The sequence below is a fragment of the Bradyrhizobium sp. BR14999 genome, from assembly GCF_056106085.1.
Map to the genome: position 1 here is coordinate 7700883 of NZ_CM148536.1, position 20677 is coordinate 7721559.

General features: G+C 65.4%; 18 protein-coding genes. 5 read left to right on the top strand and 13 right to left on the bottom strand.

Features of this window, described 5'->3' with window-relative positions:
• Positions 1 to 13: 13 nt before the first annotated feature.
• The 4 genes from ACR9YP_RS36045 to ACR9YP_RS36060 form a co-directional block, all read right to left on the bottom strand.
• Positions 14 to 259: a DUF6894 family protein gene (locus ACR9YP_RS36045; RefSeq protein WP_091892596.1), complete on the bottom strand. Its 246-nt coding sequence runs from the start codon at positions 257 to 259 to the stop codon at positions 14 to 16.
• Positions 260 to 423: 164 nt separating this feature from the next.
• The gene (locus ACR9YP_RS36050; protein WP_128935537.1) at positions 424 to 1011 is read right to left on the bottom strand and encodes a hypothetical protein; all 588 of its coding nucleotides are present in this window, start codon (positions 1009 to 1011) and stop codon (positions 424 to 426) included.
• A 114-nt stretch (positions 1012 to 1125) separates the two neighbouring features.
• On the bottom strand, positions 1126 to 2112 hold the full coding sequence (gene acuI, locus ACR9YP_RS36055; protein ID WP_091892600.1) for an acrylyl-CoA reductase (NADPH): 987 nt from the start codon (positions 2110 to 2112) through the stop codon (positions 1126 to 1128).
• A 41-nt stretch (positions 2113 to 2153) separates the two neighbouring features.
• A complete protein-coding gene (locus ACR9YP_RS36060) occupies positions 2154 to 3407 on the bottom strand; it encodes an MFS transporter (RefSeq protein WP_128942637.1) in 1254 nt (417 codons plus the stop codon).
• A gap of 339 nt (positions 3408 to 3746) precedes the next feature.
• Here ACR9YP_RS36060 and nadA point away from each other — a divergent pair, with 339 nt between their 5' ends.
• The 3 genes from nadA to nadC all read left to right on the top strand — a co-directional run bounded on the left by nadA (position 3747) and on the right by nadC (position 7532).
• Complete coding sequence (nadA, locus tag ACR9YP_RS36065) at positions 3747 to 4877, top strand: quinolinate synthase NadA (protein ID WP_474218258.1); 1131 nt, start codon at positions 3747 to 3749, stop codon at positions 4875 to 4877.
• A 158-nt stretch (positions 4878 to 5035) separates the two neighbouring features.
• A complete protein-coding gene (locus tag ACR9YP_RS36070) occupies positions 5036 to 6643 on the top strand; it encodes an L-aspartate oxidase (protein ID WP_474218260.1) in 1608 nt (535 codons plus the stop codon).
• Between the two features lie 10 nt (positions 6644 to 6653).
• A complete protein-coding gene (gene nadC, locus ACR9YP_RS36075) occupies positions 6654 to 7532 on the top strand; it encodes a carboxylating nicotinate-nucleotide diphosphorylase (protein WP_438111586.1) in 879 nt (292 codons plus the stop codon).
• 41 nt (positions 7533 to 7573) lie between these two features.
• Here the strand turns inward: nadC and ACR9YP_RS36080 are convergent, their stop codons facing one another.
• The 3 genes from ACR9YP_RS36080 to ACR9YP_RS36090 all read right to left on the bottom strand — a co-directional run bounded on the left by ACR9YP_RS36080 (position 7574) and on the right by ACR9YP_RS36090 (position 12853).
• On the bottom strand, positions 7574 to 9022 hold the full coding sequence (locus ACR9YP_RS36080) for a cell wall hydrolase (protein WP_438111584.1): 1449 nt from the start codon (positions 9020 to 9022) through the stop codon (positions 7574 to 7576).
• Positions 9023 to 9661: 639 nt separating this feature from the next.
• Positions 9662 to 12601, bottom strand: a complete 2940-nt coding sequence (ppdK, locus tag ACR9YP_RS36085) for a pyruvate, phosphate dikinase (protein ID WP_474218261.1) — start codon at positions 12599 to 12601, stop codon at positions 9662 to 9664.
• Between the two features lie 96 nt (positions 12602 to 12697).
• Complete coding sequence (locus tag ACR9YP_RS36090) at positions 12698 to 12853, bottom strand: DUF3096 domain-containing protein (protein ID WP_018648785.1); 156 nt, start codon at positions 12851 to 12853, stop codon at positions 12698 to 12700.
• A gap of 223 nt (positions 12854 to 13076) precedes the next feature.
• Between ACR9YP_RS36090 and ACR9YP_RS36095 the strand changes: the two genes are divergently transcribed.
• A complete protein-coding gene (locus ACR9YP_RS36095; protein ID WP_091892615.1) occupies positions 13077 to 13430 on the top strand; it encodes a DUF1236 domain-containing protein in 354 nt (117 codons plus the stop codon).
• Positions 13431 to 13729: 299 nt separating this feature from the next.
• On the opposite strand, the gene glyS is transcribed toward ACR9YP_RS36095, so the two are convergent.
• The 6 genes from glyS to ACR9YP_RS36125 all read right to left on the bottom strand — a co-directional run bounded on the left by glyS (position 13730) and on the right by ACR9YP_RS36125 (position 19416).
• Positions 13730 to 15841 carry a glycine--tRNA ligase subunit beta gene (glyS, locus tag ACR9YP_RS36100; protein ID WP_474218262.1) on the bottom strand — a complete coding sequence of 704 codons (2112 nt, stop codon included), beginning with the start codon at positions 15839 to 15841 and terminating at the stop codon, positions 13730 to 13732.
• Complete coding sequence (locus tag ACR9YP_RS36105; RefSeq protein WP_474218264.1) at positions 15841 to 16779, bottom strand: glycine--tRNA ligase subunit alpha; 939 nt, start codon at positions 16777 to 16779, stop codon at positions 15841 to 15843. Before ACR9YP_RS36105 ends, glyS begins: the two co-directional genes overlap by 1 nt.
• A gap of 228 nt (positions 16780 to 17007) precedes the next feature.
• Positions 17008 to 17199 carry a hypothetical protein gene (locus ACR9YP_RS36110; RefSeq protein ID WP_091892621.1) on the bottom strand — a complete coding sequence of 64 codons (192 nt, stop codon included), beginning with the start codon at positions 17197 to 17199 and terminating at the stop codon, positions 17008 to 17010.
• A 105-nt stretch (positions 17200 to 17304) separates the two neighbouring features.
• A complete protein-coding gene (locus ACR9YP_RS36115; RefSeq protein ID WP_474218265.1) occupies positions 17305 to 18213 on the bottom strand; it encodes a S49 family peptidase in 909 nt (302 codons plus the stop codon).
• Between the two features lie 215 nt (positions 18214 to 18428).
• A complete protein-coding gene (locus ACR9YP_RS36120; protein WP_474218266.1) occupies positions 18429 to 19196 on the bottom strand; it encodes a tRNA1(Val) (adenine(37)-N6)-methyltransferase in 768 nt (255 codons plus the stop codon).
• Positions 19189 to 19416, bottom strand: coding sequence for a putative signal transducing protein (locus ACR9YP_RS36125; RefSeq protein WP_080135683.1), 228 nt, complete (start codon positions 19414 to 19416; stop codon positions 19189 to 19191). Before ACR9YP_RS36125 ends, ACR9YP_RS36120 begins: the two co-directional genes overlap by 8 nt.
• A 133-nt stretch (positions 19417 to 19549) precedes the next feature.
• Here ACR9YP_RS36125 and ACR9YP_RS36130 point away from each other — a divergent pair, with 133 nt between their 5' ends.
• Entirely contained in the window at positions 19550 to 20557 is a 1008-nt protein-coding gene (locus tag ACR9YP_RS36130; protein ID WP_091892643.1) for a polyprenyl synthetase family protein, read from the top strand.
• Positions 20558 to 20677: the final 120 nt, after the last annotated feature.

Here is a 20677-nt window from a genome sequence, read left to right on the forward strand (position 1 = left end):
CTTGAAGTCGGACCTAGGACGTTTTGCATCCGACAGCTTCTCCAACCAGGCTGACGCGAAAAATCGGCTGCTTGTTCTCGTCGAGCAGCTCCATGCGCCACTCGGCATTCGGCTTCAGGCCGCGGGCGATGCCGCCGAGCAGATTGGCGCAAACCTCGGTCATCTCGGTCCAGGCCGCTGCGCGATCCTCGAACTCGTAAGGTTGGTCGGCAGCGCCGGAATAGCGGCCGGTGCTGATGCGGAAAAAGTACAGCGACATCGTTGAACCCTTGCGTAGGGCCGCGTCCCCCGGCCGTACGCAAACTGGGACGCGAACAGCTACCAACGCATGAAAGCCGCCGTCCGTATGACTACGGCGCGGCGGCTTCGTGTTCGATGGGGATCTTCAACGACAAAGTGCGCGGCCTGCCCCGCGCAGCCAGCTCATTGAGTCGAGCGGCGCAGCTCCAACGGGGCCTCGGTCTTCGCGGGTTCCGACTTCACCGGCTCAAGGCGCCCGCTCTCGACACGCGGCGTCTCGACCCGCGCGGCGACCTCTGTGTTGGGCGCGCCGATCGAACCTGTGCGCTCCGACGAGCGCAACGAGCGCGGACGCGCGACGGCGCGCGCCATCAGCATCTGATTGCCACCCTGATGGTGGAAGTCGCAATAGGCGAAGCCCATGCCCGACACCGAGCCGCGGAAGCTGCGTTCGTCGGTCTTTTCCAGGTTGAAACAGGGCTCGAACGGAATGCCCTTGATCGAGGCGCAGACGTTCTGGCCGCGAATCTGGAGCGTGTTACCGGGCAGGCGGAGATGTTTCACCGGGCCTGCGCCGGAGAACTGCACCGCGCCGGCCGCACCGAGGTCGTCGAGGATGCGGCCCGCACCGCGGGTGCCGTCGAAACAGGTGAAAGCAAACACCTTACCGGCGACGAAGCGGCGCGCCTCGTCTGCATTCATGCTTCCGGCAATGGCCGGCGCAAACGTCGCTGCCGCCGTGACAGCCCCCAACACAATACGCGCAAGCATGCTCAACTCCGAACCAACCCCGCGGCGGGCGATGCCTTCTCTCTCTTTACCCGCTGCTTACCATACTAACCATGGCAAGATTGGAGCAGCTTGGTTGGTAAAGTCTGAACGCCGTCAGACTATTTTTACCACGATGCGCCCGCGGACCGCGCCAGCCAGAATTTTCGCGCCCCAGTCGGACACCTCGGCAAGCGGAATTTCATGAGTGATTTCAGCTAGTTTCGTCCGGTCGAGATCGGACGCCAGGCGCTGCCAGGCGGCTTTCCGCGGCTCGATCGGGCACATCACCGAATCGATGCCAAGAAGGCACACTCCGCGCAAAATGAACGGCGCGACGGAAGATGGCAGGTCCATGCCGGCCGCCAGGCCGCAGGCCGCGATCGCTCCGCCGTATTTCGTCATCGACAGGAGGTTGGCGAGCGTGGTCGAGCCGACGCTATCGACGCCACCCGCCCAGCGCTCCTTGGCCAGAGGCTTCGCCGGTGCCGACAATTCGTTGCGGTCGATCACTTCGGCTGCGCCCAGGTGCTTCAGATAGTCTGCCTCCGAGGCGCGACCGGTCGATGCGATGACGTGGTAGCCGAGCTTCGACAGCACCGCGGTCGCAACCGAGCCGACGCCACCGGCGGCGCCCGTCACCACCACCGGGCCACTCTTCGGCGAGATGCCGTGTTTCTCCAGCGCCAACACGGACAGCATCGCGGTGAAGCCGGCGGTGCCGATCGCCATGGCGTCGCGCGCCGACAGACCCTGCGGCAGCGCGACCAGCCAGTCGCCCTTCACTCGCGCCTTCTCGGCATAGGCGCCGAGATGGGTTTCACCCATGCCCCAGCCGGTGCAGACCACCTTGTCGCCCGCCTTCCACTGCGGGTGCGAGGACGCTTCGACCGTGCCGGCGAAATCGATGCCAGCGATCATCGGGAAGCGGCGCACCACCGGCGCCTTGCCGGTGAGTGCGAGGCCGTCCTTGTAGTTCAGCGTCGACCATTCCACGCGCACGGTGACGTCGCCGTCCATCAGCTCGGCTTCGTCGAACTGCGTCAGCTGCGCGGTGGTGCCCTTGTCCGCCTTGTCGATCCGGATTGCCTTGAACGTGGCCACGACTGAACTCCCTGACTTGTTTGTCAGGGATGTTTAGCCGATCAGGCCGGCTGCGCAACCGCCCTTGCGACCGGTTTCTCCACGATCGGAAGATTGATCAATGCGGAGAGCACGCCGAACAGGATCGAGAGCCACCAGATCGGCGTGTAGGAACCGAAGCGCTCGAACACGATGCCGCCGAGCCACACGCCGAGGAAGCCGCCGACCTGATGGCTGACGAAGGCAAAGCCATAGAGCGTTGCGAGCCAGCGCGTGCCGAACATCAGCGCCACCAGCGCCGAGGTCGGCGGCACCGTCGACAACCAGGTCAGGCCGGAGATCGCACCGAATGCGATCGCCGAGAACGGCGTGATCGGGAACGAGATAAAGGCGAGCGTCGCGAGCGCGCGGGTGAAATAGATCGTCGAGAGGATGTAGCGCTTGGGCAGAGTGTTCTGGAGGTAGCCGACACTCAACGAGCCCATGATGTTGAACAGGCCGATCGCCGCGATCACCCAGCCGCCAGTTTGCGCCGAGATGCCGCGATCGACCAGGAAGGCCGGCAGATGCACCGTGATGAAGGCGAGCTGGAAGCCGCAGGTGAAGAAGCCGAGCACCAAGAGCACGTAGGACCGGTGACCGAAGGCTTCCGCCAGCGCCCTGGTGAAGGTCTGCTCATCCGCAGGCGCCGCGGTCGCCGCGCTTGCGACCGGCGGCGTCGAGAGCGCCAGCGATAGCGGGATGATCAGCAGCATCAGGAAGCCGAACACGGAGAGCGCCTGCTGCCAGCCGAAATTATCGATCAGCGCGACGCCGATCGGCGCGAACAGGAACTGCCCGAACGATCCCGCCGCGGTGCCGGCACCGAGCGCAAGGCCGCGCTTCTCGGCCGGCAGGAGCTTGCTGAACGCCGACAGCACCAGATTGAACGAGCAACCGGCGAGGCCGAAGCCGATCATGACGCCGGCGCCGAGGTCGAGCGACAGCGGCGTCGAGGAGTAGCGCATCAAGAGCAGGCCGCCGGCATAGAGCAGAGCGCCGACACACATCACCCGGAACAGGCCGAAGCGATCGGCGACCGCGCCGGCGAGGGGCTGGCCCAAGCCCCACAGCAGGTTCTGCACGGCGATCGCAAGGCCGAACACGTCGCGGCCCCAGGCGAACTCATGGCTCATCGGCTGCACGAAAAAGCCGAGCGCCGATCGCGGGCCGAAGCCGAGCATGCCGATCGCGCAGCCGCAGAGAATGATGACGGCCGGGGTGCGCCAGGTCGAGGAACGTGAGACCGGAGCGAGCTCGCCTATCTGTGTCGACATGGTGTTCCTCGTCTGTTGGCGGATTCGCAAATAGGAAGCCACGAGTCAGGTCGTTTAATGCATTTGCATGAAAATCCCAAGTCAAAAACGGTTGCATTCCACGAGGAGCTATCGCGGGAGCATTGCGTTTCACGCGGCCTCGCCTGACTCGCATCGGGGCGACTTGACGGGAATGTGTGCGAAGGGGCCTAGCGATCTTCGGCGGAGCGTGTTATCTTTGATTTACTCATATTGAGCATATTAGAGCTTCGATGACATCCAGCTCCGGCCTTTCGGCCGGATTACTCGGGCTCAAAATATACTCATATTGAGCATAATTGGCACGCAAGGGAGGCTTCGATGCCGATCACTGGAATCTACGGTCCCGACGACTTCGCCAACCGGCCGCACGGCCAAATCAATGGCCAAGTGAATGTCCAAGACATCAGCTCCGCTCGCGCCGCGCCCTCCCGAGCGGGAGCCGCGCTGCCAATGCCCTCGCTGGACTGGACGCCCGAGGTCGAGCGCGCCACTGCATCCCTTTACGAACGCGTGAAGCACGTGATCCCGCCGATCGAGTGGCCGCTGCTAGCGCCGACCATCAAGGCGATCAACGAGCTGAAGCGCGCCCGGAACGCGGTGATCCTCGCGCATAACTACCAGGCGCCGGAGATCTTCCACTGCGTCGCCGACATCGGCGGCGACTCGCTCCAGCTGGCGGTCGAGGCGACCAAGGTGAAGGCCGGCATCATCGTCCAGTGCGGCGTGCACTTCATGGCGGAAACGTCGAAGCTGCTCAACCCGGACAAGACGGTGCTGATCCCGGATTTGCGTGCCGGCTGCTCGCTCGCCGCCAGCATTACCGGCGCAGAGGTGCGCCTGCTCCGCGAAAAATTCCCCGGCGTGCCGGTCGTCGCCTACGTCAACACCTCGGCCGAGGTGAAGGCCGAGGTCGATATCTGCTGCACCTCGTCCAACGCGGTGCAGGTAGTCGAGAGCCTGAACGCGCCAAGCGTGATCTTCCTGCCCGACCGCTATCTCGCCACCTACGTGGCCTCCCAGACCGACGTGAGGATCATCGCCTGGAAGGGCGCCTGCGAGGTGCACGAGCGCTTCACCGGCGATGAGCTGCGCAACCTTCGCGATGGCGATCCCACCGTGCAGATCATCGCGCATCCCGAATGCCCGCCGGACGTGCTGGCTGAGGCCGATTTCACCGGCTCGACCGCGCACATGATCAACTGGGTGCGTAACAAGCGGCCGCGACGGCTGGTGATGATCACGGAGTGCTCGATGGCCGACAACGTGCGGGCGGAGCTGCCCGACGTGGAGATGCTGCGCCCCTGCAATCTCTGCCCGCACATGAAGCGCATCACGCTTGCCAACATCCTGGAAAGCCTGCGGACGCTCCGCGAGGAAGTGACGATCGACCCCGCGCTCGCGATGCGCGCACGGCGCTCGGTCGAGCGAATGATCAATCTGAAGAATTAGCAACACACTCGGTGTCGTCCCGGCGAAGGCCGGGACCCATAACCACCGAACGATGTGGTTGCAAAGAACGACGTTACAGAGCTTCGCAAAACAACAACCGCCGCGGCGTATGGGTCCCGGCTTTCGCCGGGACGACGGCGGAAAGCCTGGAGAGAACTATGACGAACACGATCCACAATCTCACCCGCGCTAGCGATGACGTCGTCATCATCGGCGGCGGCCTTGCCGGGCTGTTTTGCGCGCTGAAGCTCGCGCCGCGGCCGGTGACGTTGATCTCGGCGGCGCCGCTCGGACAGGGCGCATCCTCCGCATGGGCACAAGGCGGCATCGCGGCGGCGGTGGCCGAAGGCGATACGCCGGAAGCGCATGCCGTGGACACGATTGCCGTCGGGGGCGGTCTCGTCGATGAAGCCGTTGCACTTGGCATCGCGCGGGAGGCGGCGTCGCGAATCCATGACCTTCTCGCCTATGGCGTCCCATTCGATCGCGACCTCGAAGGAAAGCTCGCCGTGGGACGCGAAGCCGCACACTCGGCCCGGCGCATCGTGCATGTGCGCGGCGACGGCGCGGGCGCGGCGATCATCGCGGCCTTGAGCGAGGCCGTGCGCCGCACGCCGTCGATCCGCATCATCGAAGGTCTCGTCGCCGAAGCACTGCTGAGCGAGGACGGCGCCGTCACGGGCCTCCAATTACGCGAGGCCGGCAGTCCCGCTGCACGGCCGATCATCCTCGCCTCGCGCGCGATTGTGCTCGCGACCGGCGGCCTCGGGCATCTCTATGCCGCCACCACCAATCCGCTCGAGGCCAGCGGCTCGGGTCTTGCGATCGCCGCTCGCGCCGGCGCGGTGATCGCAGATCCCGAATTCGTGCAGTTCCATCCGACCGCCATCATGGTCGGGCGTGATCCGGCGCCGCTAGCGACCGAGGCGCTGCGCGGCGAAGGCGCGACGCTGATCAACCGCCATGGTGAGCGCTTCATGCCGGCGCGCCATCCGCTCGCCGAACTCGCGCCGCGCGACATCGTCGCCCGCGGCGTCTTTGCCGAGATCGCGGCCGGGCGCGGCGCCTTCCTCGATGCACGGCAGGCGCTGGGGGCACACTTCGCCGAAAAGTTTCCGGCCGTGCATGCAAGCTGCATCGCCGCCGGAATCGATCCCGCGACAGAAGCCATCCCGATCGCGCCGGCCGCGCACTATCACATGGGCGGTATCGCGGTGGACGCACGCGGGCGCAGCTCGATCGACGGGCTCTGGGCCGGCGGCGAAGTGTCCTCCACCGGCGCGCATGGTGCCAACCGGCTGGCGTCGAATTCGCTGCTGGAGGCCGTGGTCTACGCCGCGCGCATCGCTGAGGACATCGCCGGTCGCACGGTGCCCTCGCCTGCCCACTGGCCTGACGCATTGGTGACGCCGCGCGGCAGCGCGCCGGATGCTGCGGCCGTGAAGCGGCTGCGGGCGATGATGATCGCACGCGTCGGCGTGATCCGCCACGGTGACGGACTCGCCGAGGCCGTCCGCAGCTTCGCCGCGCTCGAACGCGAGGCTACGAGCATCGCGTTACGCAACATGGCGACGTCCGCGCTGCTCGTCGCGGCCGCGGCCTGGAGCCGGAAGGAGAGCCGCGGCGCGCATTTCCGCTCTGACCATCCGGCGGAAGTCCCTGCCCTGGCGCGACGAACGATGACCACGCTCGCCGCAGTACGCAAGGTGGCCGACGGCCTCGCCGATCGCTTAATGCCGCGCACCGCGCAATCCATCATGGCCTGACGGAGTTCTCATGATCACCGCAACCTCACTGCTCTATCCCGACGCCTTTCTCTCGCCGCTCGCCATCGACGAAGCTGTGCAACGCGCGCTCGACGAAGACCTCGGGCGCGCCGGCGACGTCACCTCGCTGGCAACGATTCCGGAAGCCACGACGGCGCAGGCGATCCTGGTCGCGCGCCAATCCGGCGTGATCGCCGGATTGCCGCTGGCGCTGGCGACGCTGCAAAAGCTCTCACCCGACATCGAGGTCCGCGCGCATGTCCGCGACGCCGCGCGGGTTGCCCGCGGACAGCAGGTGTTGACGATCTCAGGGCCCGCGCGCGCCATTCTCACGTCGGAGCGGACCGCGCTGAACTTCGTCGGCCGCCTGTCGGGCGTTGCGACACTCACGGCCGACTATGTCGCGCGCACCGAAGGCACGAAAATGCGCATCTGCTGCACGCGGAAGACCACGCCGGGATTGCGAGCGCTGGAGAAATATGCCGTGCGCTGCGGCGGCGGGTTCAATCACCGCTTCGGCCTCGACGATGCGATCCTGATCAAGGACAACCACATCGCGGTCGCCGGCGGCATCCGCCCCGTGCTGGAGCGCGCCCGCGCTCATGCCGGCCATCTCGTCAAGATCGAGATCGAGGTGGACACGCTTGCGCAACTGCGCGAGGTGCTGGCCACCGGACTGGCCGACGCGGTGCTGCTCGACAACATGGATACCGCGACGTTGCGCGAGGCGGTGCGGCTCACCGAGGGCCGCCTCAAGCTGGAGGCGTCCGGCGGCGTCACGCTGGACTCGATCGCGGCGATCGCGGCCACCGGCGTCGACTACGCTTCTGCCGGTGCGCTGACGCATTCGGCGCCGAATTTCGACTGCGCGCTGGACATCGAGGCGTGATGGTCCTTGCCTCTCCCCGCAAGCGGGGCGAGGTAAGAGAACTACCGCCGCTCGCCCATCTCCGCGGAACTCTTGGCTTCCTGCGCGAGCTCGGCGGAGAGCGCCGCGGTCTGCGCGGGCGTGCCCCAGCTCGGCTCCTCGCTGCCGTCGCCCCAGTTGCGCGGCCGATAGAAGGTGTGCACGCCGGTCTTGTACATCTTCTTCATCTCGGCGACCCAGGACGGGCGCACCCAATAGGCGTGGTAGTGCGTCGACTTGCCGACCTCGGGCAGCCAGATCTGGCCATCGAGCATCGCTTTCGAAATCTTCTTGGCGCGCTCCCACATCTCGGGCTCGCGGATCACGTCCGGATTGTTGTCGCAGGCAAAGGTGAACTGGCAGGCGAAATGGCGGTACTTGTTCTGGTAGACGACGCCGCACACGGTGTCGGGATATTTGCCGGAGAAGACGCGGTTCATCACGACCTGCGCCACCGCGATCTGGCCGCGCACGGCCTCGCCGCGCGATTCGAAATACACCGCCTCGGCAAGGCACTTCTCGGACTTGGCGCGCGACTTGTCGTCGAGCGCGAGCCGCTCCGCCGGCGATCTGGCGCGCTGGTTGTCGGCGTTGACCTCGCCCTTCGGCGCGACGCTCTCGCCGCTTTCGATGTCCTTGGCAATCTCCGCCGTCGGCGGCGACAGCGAGGCCGTCACCTTCATATCGGGATCAGGCATCACGATCAGCGGCTCGGCCCCGGGCTGCCAGCTCTCGATGCTTTCGAGATTGCCGCCGAGCGAGGAGCTGCCGAAGAACAGGTTCGACGTCTTGACGGTGAAGGGATCGCGCGCCGGCGGGGCCGGCGCGGTGACCTGCTTCAGCGCTTCCAGCGGCTGCACCACGAACGCGCGCGCGGCATCGCGCGCCGGCGGCGCATTGGTATATTGCGGCAGCGGCGGCGCACGCAGCGCTTCCTGGAGCTCGGGATCGAGCGCGGCTGCGGACTCCGGCGACATCGGCTGCGGTAACGCGACGGTCTTGGCGCCGAACACGGAGCTGTTCGACGTCGCCGGATCTTCCTGCGCGGGCGCTGCCGGCGGCGCAGCCGCATCGGGAGACGTCGTCGGCGTCACGATCGCGAGACGATCACCCTTCATGGAGCGATCGACCTTGGGAAAATCGGCGGCCTGGTAGCGCGGCGGCGCCTGCAGCGCCGGATTGCGGCTGATCGCGCCGGTGACGTCGCGGCCATCGATGCTGGCAAGGCGAACCATCGCGCTCTGCGGAACCGAGGTGCCGATCGGCCGGGAAAAACTGTAGGTGGCGAGCTGGATCGAGGAGGCCGCGGAATACACCTGCTTCTGCCACCGCTCGGCGACGCCGGGTTGGCGCGCCAGCAGCGAGGCAATGTCCTGATAGCCGGTCTCTCTCGGCATCAATGCGAAGATGCAGAGACCGATGCCGAAGGACGCAAACCGCGCGCCCTTCGGATGGTTACGCAACACTGACATCGATACGCTCACGCTACGCTTACGCCAGAAAAATCGAACCGCAGTACGTCCGTGCAATTCGATCTTTATCGTAAGTATCTAATTTAGGTTGCCGGGGCGTTAATCGACGTGGCGCGCACGGCACACTCAAGCGAACACAGGTGTTTTCACGGAGTGATCGCGCGTGTTGGTAAATGCCGAGCGAGGTGAAGCGGTAAACGTCTCGTCAACGCGAATGGTGAAGGAACTCTTGACGGCACGTATCAATACGGGACGCTGGTGTGGTTCCCGGTATTGCGCGAAGCGCCTCTACGTCCACCACTGTCATGCCCCGACTTGATCGGGGCATCCAGTACGCTGCGACCGCTCGGCTCAGTTACGAACGCCGCGGAGTACTGGGATCGCCCGGTCAAGCCGGGCGATGACAGTGAGTGTGTGGCGCGAGGCGCATGCAACACGATCGTCATTGCGAGGAGCACTTGCGGCGAAGCAATCCAGAATCGTTCCGCGGAAGGACTCTGGATTGCTTCGCGGAGCCTGTCATCGGGCCGCGCTTCGCGCGGACCCGTTGGCTCGCAATGACGACGTGGAGGAAGCACTGCTCAATAAAAAGAGGCGGGGTTTGACCCCGCCTCTTTCATTCCAGCATTCTAATTCTACTTACGCCTGGCTCGCGATCTCCTTGCCGAGCGCGGCTTGCGCGGCGGCGAGGCGGGCGATCGGCACGCGGTAGGGCGAGCAGGAGACGTAATCGAGGCCGATCGTGTGGCAGAAGGCGACGGAAGCGGGATCGCCGCCGTGCTCGCCGCAGATGCCGACCTTGAGCGAGGCCCGCGTCTTGCGGCCGCGCGCGACGCCGATCTTGACGAGCTCACCGACGCCTTCCTGGTCGAGCGCGATGAAGGGATCGACCGAGAGGATGCCCTTCGCGACGTACGGACCGAGGAAGCTCGCCGCGTCGTCGCGGCTGATGCCGTATGTCGTCTGCGTGAGATCGTTGGTGCCGAACGAGAAGAACTCGGCGGACTGCGCGATCTCGGCCGCGAGCAGACAGGCGCGCGGCAGCTCGATCATGGTGCCGACCTGATAGGCGAGCTTCGTATTGGTCTCGCGCATCACCGCCTGTGCGGTGACGTCGATCCGCGCCTTGACGAGGTCGAGCTCGGCCTTGGTCGCGATCAGCGGCACCATCACCTCGAGACCCACGGCCTTGCCGGTGCGCTTCTGCGCCTCGACCGCCGCCTCGAAGATCGCACGCGCCTGCATCTCGGCGATTTCAGGATAGGCGATCGCGATACGGCAGCCGCGGAAGCCGAGCATCGGATTGAACTCCGAGAGCTCGCGGGCGCGGTCGGCGAGGCGCCTGGGGTCGGTGTTCATGGCGCGCGCCACTTCCTCGACCTCGGCATGGGTGTGCGGCAGGAACTCGTGCAGCGGCGGATCAAGCAGGCGGATCGTGACGGGCAGGCCCTTCATGATCTCGAACAGCTCGACGAAGTCGGCGCGCTGCATCGGCAGCAGCTTTGCGAGCGCGGCACGGCGCGACTGCTCGTCCTCGGAGAGGATCATCTCGCGCACCGTGCGGATGCGCGTCTCCTCGAAGAACATGTGCTCGGTACGGCACAGGCCAATGCCTTCCGCACCGAACTTGATCGCGGTGTGCGCGTCCTCCGGCGTGTCGGCGTTGACCCGCACGCCGATCTTGCGGACCTGGTCGGCCCAATTCATCAGCGTGCCGAACTCGCCGGACAGCTCCGGCTCGATCATCGGCATGCGCCCCGCGAGCACCTGGCCGAGCGAACCGTCGATGGTGATGACGTCGCCGGTCTTGAAGGTGCGCGAGCCGATGCTCATGGTGCCGCGGCCGTAATCGACGCGGATGGTGCCGCAGCCGGAGACGCAGGGCTTGCCCATGCCGCGCGCGACCACCGCCGCGTGCGAGGTCATGCCGCCGCGCGTGGTCAAGATGCCTTCGGCGGCATGCATGCCGTGAATGTCTTCCGGGCTGGTCTCGATACGGACCAGGATCACCTTGCGTCCGTCGGCCTGGAGCTTGGCCGCCTCGTCCGAGGAGAACACGATCTCGCCGGAGGCAGCGCCAGGCGAGGCCGGCAGGCCGGTCGCGATCACGTCGCGCTTGGCATTGGGATCGATGGTCGGATGCAAGAGTTGATCGAGCGAGGCCGGATCGATGCGCGTCACCGCTTCCTTCTTCGAGATCAGGCCCTCATTGGCGAGCTCGACCGCGATGCGCAGCGCCGCTTTCGCGGTGCGCTTGCCGCCGCGGGTCTGGAGCATCCAGAGCTTGCCCTGCTCGACCGTGAACTCCATGTCCTGCATGTCGCGGTAGTGCTTCTCGAGCAGCGTGTAGATCCGCGTCAGTTCCTTGAAGGCCTCCGGCATCGCCGATTCCATCGACGCCTTGTCGGAGCCCGATTCCTTGCGCGCCTCCTCGGTGATGTCCTGCGGCGTGCGGATGCCCGCCACCACGTCCTCGCCTTGCGCGTTGATCAGGAACTCGCCGTAGAGCTTGCTCTCGCCGGTCGAGGGATTGCGCGTGAAGGCAACGCCCGTCGCCGAGGTCTCGCCCATGTTGCCGAACACCATGGCCTGCACGTTGACCGCGGTGCCCCAGGATTCCGGAATGTCGTGCAGCTTGCGGTAGGTCACCGCGCGCGTGTTCATCCAGGAGGAAAACACAGCACCAATCGCGCCCCAGAGCTGGTCGTGCGGATCCTGCGGGAATTCCTTGCCGGTCTCGCGGGCGACCGCGTCCTTGTACTTGCCGACCAGCTCGACCCAGTCGTCGGCGGACAGATCGGTGTCGAGCGTGTAGCCCTGGCCGTCCTTGAAGGTGTCGAGGATCTCCTCGAAATGATGATGCTCGAAGCCGAGCACCACGTCGGAATACATGGTGATGAAGCGGCGATAGCTGTCATAGGCAAAGCGGCGGTCACCCGACAGCTCGGCCAGCGCTTCCACGGTCTGGTCGTTGAGGCCGAGATTGAGCACGGTGTCCATCATGCCCGGCATCGAGGCGCGCGCGCCGGAGCGCACGGAGACGAGCAGCGGGTTCTTGGTGTCGCCGAACACCTTGCCGGTCAACTTGCCGACATGCTCCAACGCCTTCTCAACCTGAGACTGCAGTTCCTTCGGATAGGTTTTGTCGTGTGCGTAAAAATAGGTGCAGACCGAGGTCGGGATGGTGAAGCCCGGAGGCACCGGCAGGCCCAGATTGGCCATCTCGGCGAGGTTGGCGCCCTTGCCGCCGAGCAGGTCACGCATTTCCGAGCGGCCCTCGGCCTTGCCGTCACCGAATGTGAACACCCATTTGCCGGCCTTGGCCGCTGCTGGCGCCGCTTTCGCGGGCGTAGCCTTCTTCGGTGCCGGCTTCGCAGCGACCTTCGGCAGAGCCGCCTTGGTCACGGCCTTTGCCGCCGGCTTGGCGGCGGACTTGGCAGCGGGCTTGGCGACCGGCTTCGGCGCTCTCTTGGCCAGCGCCTTGCGGGCCGGCGGCGCGGCCTTCGCCGCGGCGGAGGACTTTGATTTCGCTGGGATTTTCGCTGGCATTTTCTTCGGCTTCGAAGCGGCTTTGGCCATAGCTTGCACACAACCTGCGAGAGGAATGGGAAATCGCGGGCCTTACACCATTTTGGGCGGGCCCGCGCAAGACGGACAGTTCCGAAAAGTGAACGCCTAGAGGTGGAGCCACTTCAGGAGCCCAAGCCCGATCGCGCCATTCACGATGAGGAAGATCGCGACGATCAGATTGAGGAGTCGCGGCATGATCAGGATGAGCACGCCCGCAATCAACGACAGGATCGGCGAAATGTGGGCGACGGTGATGTGCATGAATTATCTTTCTGTGGAGGTGGACGAATCGCGGGCGGATCATAGCGGTCCCGGTTCCGCGAGTAGAGACGCGTAAGACCGATGCGAGTTCCCGGCTTCGCGAAAACTGCCCGAAATTGCCGCGGATACGGCAGGCCCTTTCCCGGAACATTGCGAAGTCGCATGCATTGGCAACCGACTGCGCCACTGGCGCTTGCCGAACATCACTTCGAAGGAGTTGCCCATGCGAAACAGGATTCTTGCCCTCGCGGCGCTGTGCGTTGCGATCGGCTCGCCCCTCGCGGCACAGGCGCAAAGCGATGTCACGGTGGGACGCGCGCCCGCCGTGGTCGACAGCAGCCCGACCATTGCGGCCGACCAGCGGCTGGCCTTCCGCGACTATGTCGTCGAACAACGTGTGCCGCCATTCCGTATCCCGGATCGCGTGGTAGTCGGCGCCATCTTACCCGAGAGCGGCATCACCTATTATGACGTGCCGCAACGTTTCGGCGCCACCACCTATCGCTACACCGTCGTGAACGGCGAGACCGTGCTGGTCGAGCCGCGCTCGCGCCGCATCGTCGAGGTGCTGAACTGAGATCGACGACCTGAGATCGACTAGATGTCCGGCGCGCCACATCAGGCTGGCGCGAGCAGTATTAATCGGACATCAGGCCCCGCCCGGTCCTCCCCCCGCCGGGTGGGGCTTTTTTGTGGGTGTCAGATTTGCGCTCTCGTGTCCCGGGCAAGCGAAGCGCAGACCCGGGACCCAGAAGCTCCGAGCACGCGGCCAGCGTGGGCCCCGGTTCAGCAGCGCACCGCTGCACCGGACGATGCTTCGCATCGCCGGGGAAGCGCTGCGCTGCGTCCGGGGCACGAGAGCCGCAATATCCTGCCTCAATCCTGGATCTTCGAGAAATCCGCCACCGCCCGCGTGGCGCTGCGGATCTCGTTCAGCAGCTTCAGGCGGTTCTCGCGCACCTTTGGATCCTCGTCATTGACGCGAACCTTGTCGAAGAACGCGTCGACCGGCGAACGCAGTTTCGCCATCGCGCTCATCGCGGCGGCAAAGTCTTCCTTGGCGACGGCAGAGTTCGCCTCCGCCTTGACCTCGCCGATCGCCTTCGCCAGCGCCTTTTCCTCGTTGAGGCTGTAAAACGCCGCATCCGGCGCGCCGTCGAACGTGCGCTTGTCCTTCTTCTCCTCGATCGAGAGGATGTTGCTGGCGCGCTTGGTGCCGGCGAGCAGGTTCTTGCCGTCGTCACTGTCGAGGAATTTGCCGAGCGCCTCGACGCGGCGGACGATCATCAGCAGATCGTCCTGGCCGCCGAGCGCGAACACGGCATCGACGAGATCGTGCCGCGCGCCCTGCTCGCGGAGTTGGACTTTGAGGCGATCGGCGAAGAAGGAGAGTAGGTCGCTCGGAAGCTTTTGCGCATCGGCCGGCTTGACCGGCAAACCGGCGAGTGCGGACGCCGCCACCTCCATGAGCGACAAACGCAACGCGTTCTCGGCAATCAGTCTGATCACCCCGAGGGCAGCTCTCCGCAGAGCATACGGATCCTTGCTGCCCGTCGGCTTTTCATCGATGGCCCAGAACCCAACCAGCGTGTCGATCTTGTCGGCGAGCGCGACCGCGACGCTCACGGGATCGACTGGCACGCGGTCCGCCGGACCCTGCGGCTTGTAATGCTCCTCGCAAGCTGCGGCCACCGAGACGTCCTCGCCCTGGGCCAACGCGTAATACTTGCCCATCAATCCCTGGACTTCCGGGAATTCGCCGACGACTTCGGTCAGCAAATCCGCTTTCGCGAGCTGCGCGGCGCGCGTTGCCTTGGCGACATCGGCGCTGACCAGCGGCGCGATCTCCGCGGCAAGGCGCTCGATGCGCTTGATGCGCGCGGCCTGGGTACCGAGCTTCTCATGGAACACGATCTGCTCGAACTTCGGCAGCCGGTCCTCGAGCTTGGTCTTCAGGTCAGTCTCATAGAAGAACTTCGCATCGCTGAGCCGCGCGCGGATGACACGCTCGTTGCCGGCGATGATGGTCGCACCACCGTCAGTCGCCTCGATGTTGGCAACGAGGATGAACTTGTTCGCGAGCTTGCCCGTCTTGTCAGTGCTCTTGGGATCGCTGACCACGAAGCACTTTTGGTTGTTACGGATGGTGGCGCGGATGACTTCCGCGGGCGTCGTCAAGAATTCCGGCTCGAACGAGCCCATCAGCACGACCGGCCATTCGACGAGGCCGGCGACCTCGTCGAGCAGGTTCTGGTCCTCGACCAGCTCAAAGCCTTGCGCGAAGGCGAGCTGCTTGGCGTCGGTGAGGATCGCATCCTTGCGGCGCTCAGGGTCGAGCACGACTTTTGCTGCGAGCAGCTTTGCTTCGTAGTCCTCGAAGCGACGCACGGAAATAGCCGCGGGTGCGAGGAAGCGATGGCCGTAAGTGGTCTGGCCGGCCTCGATGCCGTCGACCGAGAATTTCACGACATCAGGCTCTTCGGTCTCGAGCCCGAAGGTCGCGGTGATCGCGTGCAGCGGGCGCACCCAGTTGAGCGAGCCTGATTTACCCGAGCGCGCGCCCCAGCGCATCGATTTCGGCCAGGGGAAGGTGCGGATGATCACCGGCAGGATCTCGGCGAGCACGTCGATCGCGTCGCGGCCGGGCTTCTCGATCAGCGCGATGTAGAAGTCGCCCTTGGGATCGCGCTGGATCTTGGCTTCCTCCAGCGAAGTCAAACCCGTCGCCTTGAGAAAACCCTGCACGGCCGCATCGGGCGCGCCGATCTTCGGTCCGCGGCGTTCGGTCTTGAGGTCCGGTTGGCGCGCAGGGATGCCGTGCACAGTCAGCGCAATGCGGCGCGGCGTCGCGAACGCCTTGGCGCCCTCGTAGACGAGACCTTCGGCGACCAGCTTGTCGGTGACCATGCGGCGCAGATCGTCGGCCGCCTTGGCCTGCATGCGCGCGGGGATTTCTTCCGAGAACAGTTCAAGCAAAAGATCGGGCATCAGGCCGCTCCGCCCGCTTCAGTGTGGATCCAGGCTTCGCCGCAGGCCTTGGCCAGCTCGCGCACGCGCAGAATGTAGCTCTGCCGCTCGGTCACGGAGATCACGCCGCGCGCATCGAGCAGGTTGAAGACATGGCTCGCCTTGATGCACTGGTCATAGGCCGGCAGCGCCATCAGATGCTGCTTGCTGTTGCCGCCTTCGCGCCAGCCTGCGTCGAGATATTTCCTGCAGGCCGCTTCCGCCATCTTGAACTGCTCGAACAGCATCGCGGTGTCGGCGTATTCAAAGTTGTGCCGCGAATATTCCTGCTCGGCTTGCAGGAACACATCGCCATAAGTGACCTTGGCGTCGCCGTCGCGACCGTTGAAGTTGAGGTCATAGACGCGATCGACGCCCTGCACATACATCGCGAGGCGCTCGAGCCCGTAGGTGAGTTCGCCCGCCACCGGCGCGCATTCGAAGCCCGCGACCTGCTGGAAATAAGTGAACTGGCTGACTTCCATGCCGTCGCACCAGCATTCCCACCCGAGGCCCCAGGCGCCCAGCGTCGGGCTCTCCCAATCGTCCTCGACGAAGCGGATGTCGTGCACGGCGGAATCGATGCCGATCGCGGCGAGCGACTTCAGGTACAACTCCTGAAGATTCGGCGGCGACGGCTTCATGATCACCTGGAACTGGTAGTAGTGCTGCATCCGGTTCGGATTCTCGCCGTAGCGGCCGTCCTTGGGCCGGCGCGAGGGCTGCACATAGGCCGCGTTCCAGGGCTTTGGCCCAAGCGCGCGCAGGGTGGTCGCCGGATGGAAGGTGCCCGCGCCCATCTCCATGTCGTAGGGCTGCAGGATCACGCAGCCCTGCTCGGCCCAGAACCGCTGGAGCGCGAGGATGAAGCCCTGGAACGAGCGTTCCGGGCGCATATGGGCGGGCAATGAGGCGTCCATCGTCAGATCAGGCTCTCGCGGGGGGTTTTGAATCGCGCGGGACCGTATCGACGGCGGGGATGGGAATCAAGGCGAAGGGGGCTTTCTTACCTCTCCCGCCTGCGGGAGAGGTCGGCGCGAAGCGCCGGGTGAGGGCTTTCTCCTCTTGGGGGTTCTCGCTTGGAGAGACCCCCTCCCCAGCCCTCCCCCGCAAGCGGGAGAGGGGGCGCACCTTGCGCGCGGGAAGAGCTACCCCGGGCGGTAAGCTCCGGTCACGGGGTCACGTTTCAGCGTCTGGATGTCCCCCATAGGGGCGGCCTCGGTGACGCGCGACAGGCGCATCTCCTCCAGCTCCTGGTTGATCCGAACAGCGGTCTTGTAGGCCCAGCGGACCACGGCAAGCCCGCCCAGGACGCCCGCGAAAGCGACGAACGGCGGCATCGGTCGATCCTTGTCTAGTGCTCAGCCCCCACGCGTATTGTTGCGCAGATGGACCTGCGCCGCAATCGGAGCGTCGAGGGGCCAAATGGCGCGGGAGCGCGAGCCCTAGAACCCGAATTTCGCCCAAATCGCCCGCGTCTCGACTGCCGAGATCAGCTCATCCGGCAGGCCGGCCATTGATTCCAGGGCCGAAAGCTGCCCCGCGCCGGGCGCTTTCCGGCCCAGAAGGCCGGAGAGGAGCCCGGTCGGCTGCGCGATCACGGGCGTGAGAACCTTCTCGCCATAGCGGGCACGAAGAGTTGAGCGGAGATCGCCGATGCCGTCGGCGAGCCCCAGCGCGATCGCGCTCTCGCCGGCCCAGTATTCTCCCGTGAACAGGGTGTCGTCCGCGCCCTTCAGGCGCGCGCCGCGGCTGTCCTTTACCAGCGAGATGAAGATCTGGTGGATCTCGCGCTGGATCGCCTTCAGCTTGGCGACGTCATCCGGATTTTCCGGGAGGAACGGGTCGAGCATCGCCTTGTGGGCGCCGGCCGTGTAGAGGCGCCGCTCGACGCCGAGCCGCCTGATCGCCTCCTGGAAACCAAAACTGCCACCGACCACGCCGATCGAGCCGAGGATCGAAGAGGGGTCGCAGATGATCTCATCGCCGGCACAGGCGATCATGTAGCCGCCCGAGGCCGCGACATCCTCGACGAAGACCAGCACGGGCAGCTTCTTCTCCGCCGCGAGCTGCTTGATGCGTAGGTAGATCTGGCGCGACTGCACCGGCGAGCCGCCGGGCGAATTGATCACCAGCGCCACCGCCTTGGCGTTCCGATACGAAAACGCCCGCTCCAGCACCCGGGCGACGGTCGCGAGCGTCATGCCCGGACGCAGCGGCGTCACTGCGCCGATCACGCCGGATAGCCGCACCACCGGCACGATTGCCGCGCCGGGCCGGAAACGCGCCGGCAGATATTGCATGAGCTTGTCGGCCAGGCCGGAACTCTCACGATCGTTCAATTGTTCGGCCATGCCGTTACCTCTGCTTAACCATTTCTTATCACGCGACTGTCATTGGAAGTGGCTGGAACGTGTTTTGCAGATTTTCCGTTGGGAGGCTGCAATGCGGCAGCGGAGAACGCCATGAAAATCTATTTGCTGATGCTGCTGATCGGTGCGCTATTCATGGCGATCCGTCTGACGACGCCGCAGGAGCAGCAGTCGGAATCGCTTCCGCAGTAAGGCCGTCACGGCTCCGCCAGCGGCAACACCGCCCTCCCCTCCAGAATCTCCTTCACCTCTTTTTTAGGCACGCCTGACTCGTCGTTGAGCATGAGGCCCGGCAGCAGTCGCGCCGGCGCCCGGCCGCCTTTGACCGCGCGCACCAGCACCCGGATCGCGGGCCGTCCGGCTTCCCCATGCACCGGAAGAATCGACAGGCTGCCGAAGCCGCGTGACAGCGCTGCCAGGACGTTCGCGATCCCATCTGCACGCCAGATCAATGTCAGCTCGCCATTCGATCGCAGGATGCGCCGCGCCGCATGCACCCATGCATTCAGCGTCTCGTCGCTCGCGACATGGGCGGTGTGGCGCGCCTGGTCCGGCGACCCGCGATGCCGAGCCGGATCGTTGAAAGGCGGGTTCATCAGCACCACGTCGACGCTGTCGGGCACGAGCCCATGTGCCGCAAACGCCTGGGCATCGGCCGTGACGTCGAGCACGATCGCCTCGGCGGCAATTCCATTCGCCGCAGCGTTGGCCCGCGCAAGCTCCGCCAGCTTCGGATCGATCTCGACCAAGCTGAGGTTGATCCCCGCCACGCGCCGGGCGAGCGCGAGGCCCGCCGCGCCGATGCCGGCGCCGAGATCGACCACGCGATCGCCTGCCCTGGCCTCGGTCGCCGCGGCGAGCAGGATGGCGTCGTGCCCGGCACGATGGCCGGACCGCTTCTGCTTCAGGCGCAACTGCCCGCCGAGAAAGGCGTCCTCGGTGATGTCAGCCGGCGCCTCAATCATCGCCGCGCAGTTCGTGGCTGAGGCCGGCTTCGGTGAGGAGCTGGCGGGCCTCGAGGGCGTCGTCCTCATGGACCAGGATCCGCCGCGGCAAAATGCCGAGCGAGCCCTCGATGATGCTCATGTTCTGGTCCAGCACCAGATGATGGATGTTGGCACCGTCGAGCAGCGCGCCAATCGCCGACACCAGCACCATGTCGTTGGTCCGAACCAGTTCACGCAAAACGCAGGTCTCCTGCCTGAAAAAGGGGATAGCGGCAAATGTCAATGGTTCCGCGGCACTTGCCGCATCCGCCGCCAGTTTCTATTGTCTTTCCATCAGAATAGCCCTTCCGGGGCAAATATTGGAGACCGGCGTGGCCGTCATCGTACCTTTCGAAACTCCCGGCGCGTCGATCGAAGAGCTCGTTGCCCTTGTCGCCGGTGACATGGAGCGCGTCAACGCCACGATCCTGTCACGGACCGGTTCGGATGTGACCATGATCCCGGAGGTCGCCAATCATTTGATCTCCTCGGGGGGAAAACGCCTGCGGCCGATGCTGACGCTCGCCATGGCCAACCTCGCCGGCTACACCGGCGACGGCCACATCAAGCTCGCCGCCTCCGTGGAGTTCATGCACACCGCGACCCTGCTCCACGACGACGTCGTCGACGAGAGCGAGATGCGCCGCGGCAAGCTGTCGGCGCGCATGCTCTGGGGCAACGAGGCGAGCGTGCTGGTCGGCGACTTCCTGCTCGGCCAGGCTTTTCGCATGATGGTGGAGGTCGGCTCGCTGCGCGCGCTCGACATCCTCTCCGCGGCCGCCGCCACCATCGCCGAGGGCGAGGTGATGCAGCTCGCGGCCGCCAAGAACACCGCGACCACCGAGGATGAATATCTTGCCGTGATCCGCGGCAAGACCGCCGAGCTGTTCGCGGCCGCCTGCGAGGTCGGCCCTGTCATCGCTAACCGCCCGAAGGCGGAGCAGACCGCCTGCCGCTCGGTCGGCATGAATCTCGGCATCGCCTTCCAGCTCGTCGATGACGTGCTCGACTATGGTGGCAAGAGCGCCAAGCTCGGCAAGAACACCGGCGACGATTTCCGCGAGGGTAAGATCACCCTGCCGGTCGTGCTCGCCTTCCGCCGCGGCAACGACACCGAGCGCGCCTTCTGGATCCGGGCACTGGAGCGCGGTGAGATCGGCGATTCCGATCTCGACCACGCCATCGGCCTGATGAACAAGCACCGCACCCTCGAGGACACGCTGAGCCGCGCCCAGCACTACGGCGCCATGGCGGTCGACGCACTGGCACTGTTCCCGTCCTCGCCGATGAAGAGCGCGCTGGAGCAGGTCGTGGCGTTCTGCCTGGCGCGGTCGCATTAGGCGCGCCTCTACGGCACACACCGGCGACACCGGTGAGATCGCCCACCGCTGCCTCCACCATCGTCATTGCGAGCGCAGCGAAGCAATCCCTCTGCGGAAATAGTCTGGATTGCTTCGCTC